Annotated in this window: 6 protein-coding genes; 1 reads left to right on the forward strand and 5 read right to left on the reverse strand. The window is 66.3% G+C overall.

Going from position 1 to position 5,797, the window contains the following annotated elements; all coding sequences use genetic code 11:
• From rho to VEG08_06185, 4 genes are all read right to left on the reverse strand, one after another.
• Positions 1 to 754, reverse strand: a 754-nt coding sequence (gene rho / locus VEG08_06170; GenBank protein ID HXZ27570.1) for a transcription termination factor Rho, incomplete at its 3' end; no start/stop codon positions are given.
• Positions 755 to 857: 103 nt separating this feature from the next.
• Positions 858 to 1,073 carry a DNA-directed RNA polymerase subunit omega gene (locus tag VEG08_06175; protein HXZ27571.1) on the reverse strand — a complete coding sequence of 72 codons (216 nt, stop codon included), beginning with the start codon at positions 1,071 to 1,073 and terminating at the stop codon, positions 858 to 860.
• Positions 1,074 to 1,405: 332 nt separating this feature from the next.
• Positions 1,406 to 2,953, reverse strand: a complete 1,548-nt coding sequence (locus VEG08_06180) for a YifB family Mg chelatase-like AAA ATPase (GenBank protein ID HXZ27572.1) — start codon at positions 2,951 to 2,953, stop codon at positions 1,406 to 1,408.
• A gap of 201 nt (positions 2,954 to 3,154) precedes the next feature.
• A complete protein-coding gene (locus tag VEG08_06185) occupies positions 3,155 to 4,339 on the reverse strand; it encodes an acetyl-CoA C-acetyltransferase (protein ID HXZ27573.1) in 1,185 nt (394 codons plus the stop codon).
• A 116-nt stretch (positions 4,340 to 4,455) separates the two neighbouring features.
• Between VEG08_06185 and VEG08_06190 the strand changes: the two genes are divergently transcribed.
• A complete protein-coding gene (locus VEG08_06190; GenBank protein HXZ27574.1) occupies positions 4,456 to 5,205 on the forward strand; it encodes a CPBP family intramembrane glutamic endopeptidase in 750 nt (249 codons plus the stop codon).
• Positions 5,206 to 5,476: 271 nt separating this feature from the next.
• Here the strand turns inward: VEG08_06190 and rmuC are convergent.
• A partial coding sequence (rmuC, locus tag VEG08_06195) for a DNA recombination protein RmuC (GenBank protein HXZ27575.1) occupies positions 5,477 to 5,797 on the reverse strand: 321 nt, incomplete at its 5' end.

Below are 5,797 nucleotides of genomic sequence, written 5' to 3' on the forward strand. Positions count from 1 at the left end.
CCACCAGGCGCTTGGCCTTCTCGATCACCATCTCCGCCACCTGCACGTGCCGCGCCGCGGGCTCGTCGAAGGTCGAGCTGATGACCTCGCCCTTCACCGAGCGCTGCATGTCGGTGACTTCCTCGGGGCGCTCGTCGATCAGCAGCACGATGAGCACGACCTCGGGATGGTTGGTGGTAATGGAGTTGGCGATGTTCTGCAGGATCATGGTCTTGCCGGCGCGCGGCGGCGATACGATCAGCCCGCGCTGCCCCTTGCCCAGGGGCGTCAGCAGGTCCATCACCCGCGCCGTGATGTTCTCCTTCACCGTCTCCAGCTTGATGCGGCCCAGGGGGTAGAGCGGGGTCAGGTTGTCGAAGAGGATCTTGTTGCGCGCCTCGTCGGGCGACTCGAAGTTCACCGCCTCGATCTTGACCAGGGCGAAGTATTTCTCGCCCTCGTGCGGCGGACGCACCTGCCCGCTGATAGTGTCGCCCGTCTTCAGGTCGAACTTGCGGATCTGCGAGGGGGAGACGTAGATGTCGTCCGGCCCGGGCAGATAGTTGTAGTCGGGGGAGCGCAGGAAGCCGTACCCGTCGGGCAGGATCTCCAGCACCCCCTCGGCGAAGATGTGTCCTTCCTTCTCGCTCTGCGCCTGGAGGATCTTGAAGATCAGGTCCTGCTTGCGCATGCCGCTGGCGCCGGGGAGGTCCAGGGTGCGCGCGATCTTGGTCAGTTCGGTGATGTTCTTTTCTTTCAGTTCGGCGATTGTCATGTTCACCTGCGGTGAGAGTTGGGTTTCGAAGATGGAGTCTTAAAAGGGGGGTACCGCCAAGCGCTTCGCAGAGTCTGCCGCACAGGGCGTGCGGCAAGCTGTATTATGCAGCCCGCCGCTCCGCCGGGGCAAGTGTTTTCTGAGCTACCAGGGTCTCCGGTCCGGCCGACTGGGCGAACCGGTTGAGGACGTCGTTCATGGTGTCCTGGACCCGGGCGTTGGGCCGGTGAAACTTGCGCGTCGCCTGGGCCGCCAGCTGGCACAGCAGGTAGCGGTTTTTCACCGCCTTCACCGCCGGGAATACCTTGTCCGAACGCATCGTTCTGTTCCTCCCACCTGGTTGGATCGCCGCCGCCATGCCTGCCTACACCCTACCGGATGCCGCCGGGGCCACGCAATCATTCTCTGTAACCGTATGATTCTAATGGCCTTGTTGCTGGACTCCGCGGCAGCGACACCTGTATGGATGCAGATTCCGCCCCAAGAGTTGCATTTTCTTCGCCCCGAACCCCTGCCTCCTGCCACCTGACCTACGCCCAATACGTCCGGTCCAGCGTGCGGTACTGGATGGCCTCGGCGATGTTGAGCCGCTTTGCGGGCGTGAGCGAAGCGGGAGCCCGCAGGCGAAATCCTGAGCGAAGCGAAGGATCCCTATGCCCAATAAGTTCTGTCCAAGGTCCGGTACTGAATCGCTTCGGCGATGTGCTTGGGGCTGATCTCGGCTGCGCCCTCCAGGTCGGCGATCGTCCGCGAGACCTTCAGGATCCGGTCGTGCGCCCGCGCGCTCAGGCCCTGCTGGGTCATGGCCCGCTCCAGCCGCGTCTCGCAGTCGGGCGAGAGTTCGCAGTACGTCCGGATCTGCCGCGGCGTCATCTGCGCGTTAGCGAAGATGCGCTCTCCCGCCGCCGCAAAGCGCTGCAACTGCCTCTCCCGCGCCCTGAGCACCCGCTCCCGGATCTGGGTCGAGCCCTCCGGCGGCGCGCTCCCTCGCATCTCGCGGTACTTCACCGCCGGCACGTCGATGTGGATGTCGATGCGGTCCAGCAGCGGCCCCGAGATCTTCGAGACGTAGTGCTGGATCATGGGCTGGGTGCAGTGGCAGTCGCGGCTGGGATCGTTGAAGTAGCCGCAGGGACAGGGATTCATGGCCGCCGCCAGCATGAAGCGCGCCGGAAAGGTCAGCGACATAGCCGCGCGCGCGATGCACACCGTGCCGTCCTCCAGCGGCTGCCGCAACACCTCCAGCACGTTGCGCGGAAACTCCGGCAATTCGTCCAGGAAGAGCATGCCGTTGTGCGCCAGCGAGACCTCGCCCGGCCGCGGGATCACGCCGCCGCCGATCAGCCCGGCGTCGGAGATGGTGTGGTGGGGCGCGCGGAAGGGCCGCACGCCCACCAGTCCCGCGCCCGCATCCAGCACTCCGGCCACGCTGTGGATCTTGGTGGTCTCCAGCGCCTCTTCGAAGGTGAGCGGCGGCAGGATGGTGGGCACGCGCTTGGCCAGCATGGTCTTGCCCGAGCCCGGCGGCCCGATCATCAGGATGTTGTGGCCGCCGGCGCAGGCCACCTCCAGCGCGCGCTTGGCGGTCTGCTGCCCGCGCACGTCGCGGAAGTCCACCGCGAACTGCTGCGACTCCTGGAGCGCGGCGTTCGGGTCCACGCGCAGCGGCGCCCGCCCGTTGCCCTTGTTCAGCAACTGCACCACGTCCATGAGCGAGCGCACCGGAAAGACGTTGACCTCGCCCACCACCGCCGCCTCGCGCGCATTCACCTCGGGCACGATCAGGTTGCGGATCTTGCCCACGCGCGCCGCCAGGGCCACGGGCAGCGCCCCGCGTACGCCGCGCACCCCGCCGTCCAGCGATAATTCGCCCACGAACACGTAATCCGGGACATCCTTCTTGGCCAGCGCGCCGTAGGCCCCCAGGATGCCCAGCGCCATGGGCAGGTCGAAGCCCGAGCCTTCTTTCTTGATGTCGGCGGGCGCCAGGTTGACGGTGATGTGGGTCGGGGGGATGTCGTAGCCGCAGTTGCGTAGCGCCGCCCGGATGCGGTCGCGGCTCTCGCGCACGGCCGCGTCGGGCAGGCCCACGGTGACGAAGTGGTCCTCGTTCAGCTTCACGCCCGAGACGTCGACCTCGACCTCGACGATGCTGGCGTCGATGCCGAAGACGGCGGCGCTCAAGGTCTTGAACAGCATGCTTGCGGGAGGGCGGCTGGGACACGCGTCTCCCGCTCTAGAAGACCGCGATTTCTGCCCCCCTGGCTGTGATGGGCATCACAGCCCGCGCGGGCATGGCGCCCGAGCCCTTGTGGATGAGCTTCCGGGAGGGCACGACTTTCGTCGTGCCGCTAAGCACGCAAGAAGAAGAGCCCTTAGGCTCTGAGGGAAGAATGGTTTCTAGCGTTCCACCGCCATGGCCACCGCGTTGCCGCCGCCCAGACAGAGCGCGGCCACGCCCTTGTGCGCGTCGCGCCGGATCATCTCGTAGAGCAGCGTCACCAGGATGCGTGCCCCGCTCGCCCCGATGGGATGCCCGATGGCCACCGCCCCGCCGTTGACGTTCACCTTCGCGGGATCGAGCCCGAGCTCGCGCATCACTCCCAGCGCCTGCACCGAGAAGGCCTCGTTCAGCTCGTAGAGGTCCACATCCTCGTTCTTCCATCCCGTCTTCTGCCAGAGCTTGCGGACCGCGCCCACCGGGGCCATCATCACCCATTGCGGCTCGACGCCCGAGACCGCCTGCGCTACGATGCGCGCCAGCGGCTTGGCGCCCAGTTCTTGCGCGCGTTTCGCCGTGGTGACCACCACCGCCGCCGCACCGTCGTTCACGCCGGGCGCGTTGCCCGCGGTCACGGTGCCGTCCTTCTTGAAGGCGGGCTTGAGCGCGCGCAGCGCCTCCAGGGTGGTGTCCTCACGCGGGCACTCGTCCTTGGCGAACTTCCCCGGCGCCTCGCCCTTCTTCTTGGGCGGTAGCTCCACCGGGACCACCTGCGATTCGAAGCGGCACTCCTGCCACGCGGCCACCGCCTTGCGGTGCGAGTTGAGCGCGAACTCGTCCTGCTCCTCGCGCGTGATCTTGTATTTCTCGGCGACGTTCTCGCCGGTCATACCCATGTGGTAGTCGTTGTAGATGTCCCAGAGCCCATCGTTGATCATGGAATCGATCACCTGCGCGTTGCCCAGCCGCATGCCCTTGCGCGCCTGGGGCAGCAGATAGGGCGCGTTGCTCATGGACTCCATGCCGCCGGCCACCACGATCTCGCTGTTGCCGGTCTGCACCGCCTGCGCCGCCAGTCCCACCGCCTTCAGCCCCGAGCCGCAGACTTTGTTGATGGTCATGGCCGCGACCTCGGGCGCCAAGCCGCCGTAGAGCGCCGCCTGCCGCGCCGGGTTCTGCCCCAGCCCCGCCGCCACGACGTTCCCCAGGATGCACTCGTCGATCTGCTTGGGATCGAGCTGGGCGCGCGCGACCGCCTCGCGCACCACCACCGCGCCCAGTTGCGGCGCCCGCATCTCGCTCAACGAGCCTTGGAACTTCCCCACCGCGGTGCGCACCGCCGAGATGATGACTGCGTCTTCCAGAGCCATGAACGTTCTCCTGATTGCATTTCCAGCCGCTCATTATAAGATGTCGCGAGCGCCCGGAGCGCCGCAAAGTGCCCGGGCGCTCTTCGTGCGAGTCGAAAGGGACATCCGCCTTGGCCACCGCCGCCGCGCCGTCTGCTCCGCCCCCTGCCAAACTCCGCAAGGTCGCTCCTTGGCTGCACACCATCCTGCTCCTGGTGCTCATGGGCCTTCTTTCGTTCGGGGGGAGCCAGGGAAGGCAGCGGCAGGCAGCCGACCGCCACGGACGCATCCCGCTGTACCTGACCACCGTGGCCCTGGAGTGGGCGCTGGTCGGTTTCGTCTGGTACAGCATCCGCCGTGAGCGCGTCTCCCTGCGCGAACTGGTCGGTGGCAAATGGCCTACCTTCGAGAGCGCGCTGCTCGACGCCGGCATCGCCGTCGGCTTCTGGGTCGCTTCCGCCGTGGTGCTGATCGGGGTCGGGCTCGCGCTGGGCCTGGGCCGGACGAATCTGGAAGAACTGCGGCGGACCATCGGATTCCTCGCTCCTCACAACGGCCTCGAGCTGCTGCTATGGCCGTTGGTGTGCCTCACCGCCGGATTCTGCGAGGAAGTGATCTTCCGCGGACTCTTCCAGCGCCAGTTTGCCGCCCTGACGCGCAGCCGCTGGGGCGGCCTCCTCCTGCAGGCGCTGCTCTTCGGCGCCGCCCACGGCTACCAGGGCCCGCGGCGCATGGCCCAGATCGCCGTCTACGGCGGGCTCTTCGGGGTGCTCGCGCTGTGGCGCAGGAGTCTGCGCCCGGGCATGATGGCGCATGCCTGGCAGGACACCTTCAGCGGCGTGGGCCTGTTCCTGCTCGGCAAGATCCAGGGCTGGTGGTGAACGAGCCCGGCGGGTTGTTCAACGATGGCGCTCCTCGCGCGCGCGCGATTTTCTTTTTCCGGCGCGCGTTTCCGCCGCCGCGTGTCGCCGATTTTTCACTTGACTTCGTTTTTCAATGACTCTATACATTCTTCAACGCAACAATTCATCGTTGCACATCCATGAAGAATGGAAAGGGAGAATAGAAACCATGGCAGCCAAGAAAAAGGCGAAGAAGAAAAAGAAACACTGAGCAGTTTCGGAACCGACAGGGGACGCGCGACGCGTCCCCTTAAGTTTTTTTGGAGGAGCGCTGGGCCTCGCCGCTTTCCGCTTCCAGCGCCAGTTTCGCCTGCTCCCCGCCCAGCGCGTCGGCGTGCGCGCCGTTGCCCGCCAGCCGTTCCAGCCGGCTCTCCACCTTGTCGAAGACGCGGGTCGAGTCGTCGTAGCTCTTGCCGGCGTTGCGCAGGTGCGTGCCCAGCTTCTCGTAGTTCTCCGAGAACTTCCGCATCTCCAGCTCCAAAGAGGCGATCTCCTGCAGGATGGATTCCGCGCGCTGGCTGATGCGCAGGCTGTTCAGGCCCACCACGATGGTCTGCAAGTACGCGTAGAG

This window comes from Terriglobales bacterium, from assembly GCA_035624475.1.
In the GTDB taxonomy this organism is placed as follows: domain Bacteria; phylum Acidobacteriota; class Terriglobia; order Terriglobales; family Acidobacteriaceae; genus DASPRL01.

Excerpts from the sequence above, each read along its gene's own strand:
- VEG08_06175 (HXZ27571.1), bottom strand. The coding sequence starts at position 1,073 with ATGCGTTCGGACAAGGTATTCCCGGCGGTGAAGGCGGTGAAAAACCGC.
- VEG08_06180 (HXZ27572.1), bottom strand. The coding sequence starts at position 2,953 with ATGCTGTTCAAGACCTTGAGCGCCGCCGTCTTCGGCATCGACGCCAGC.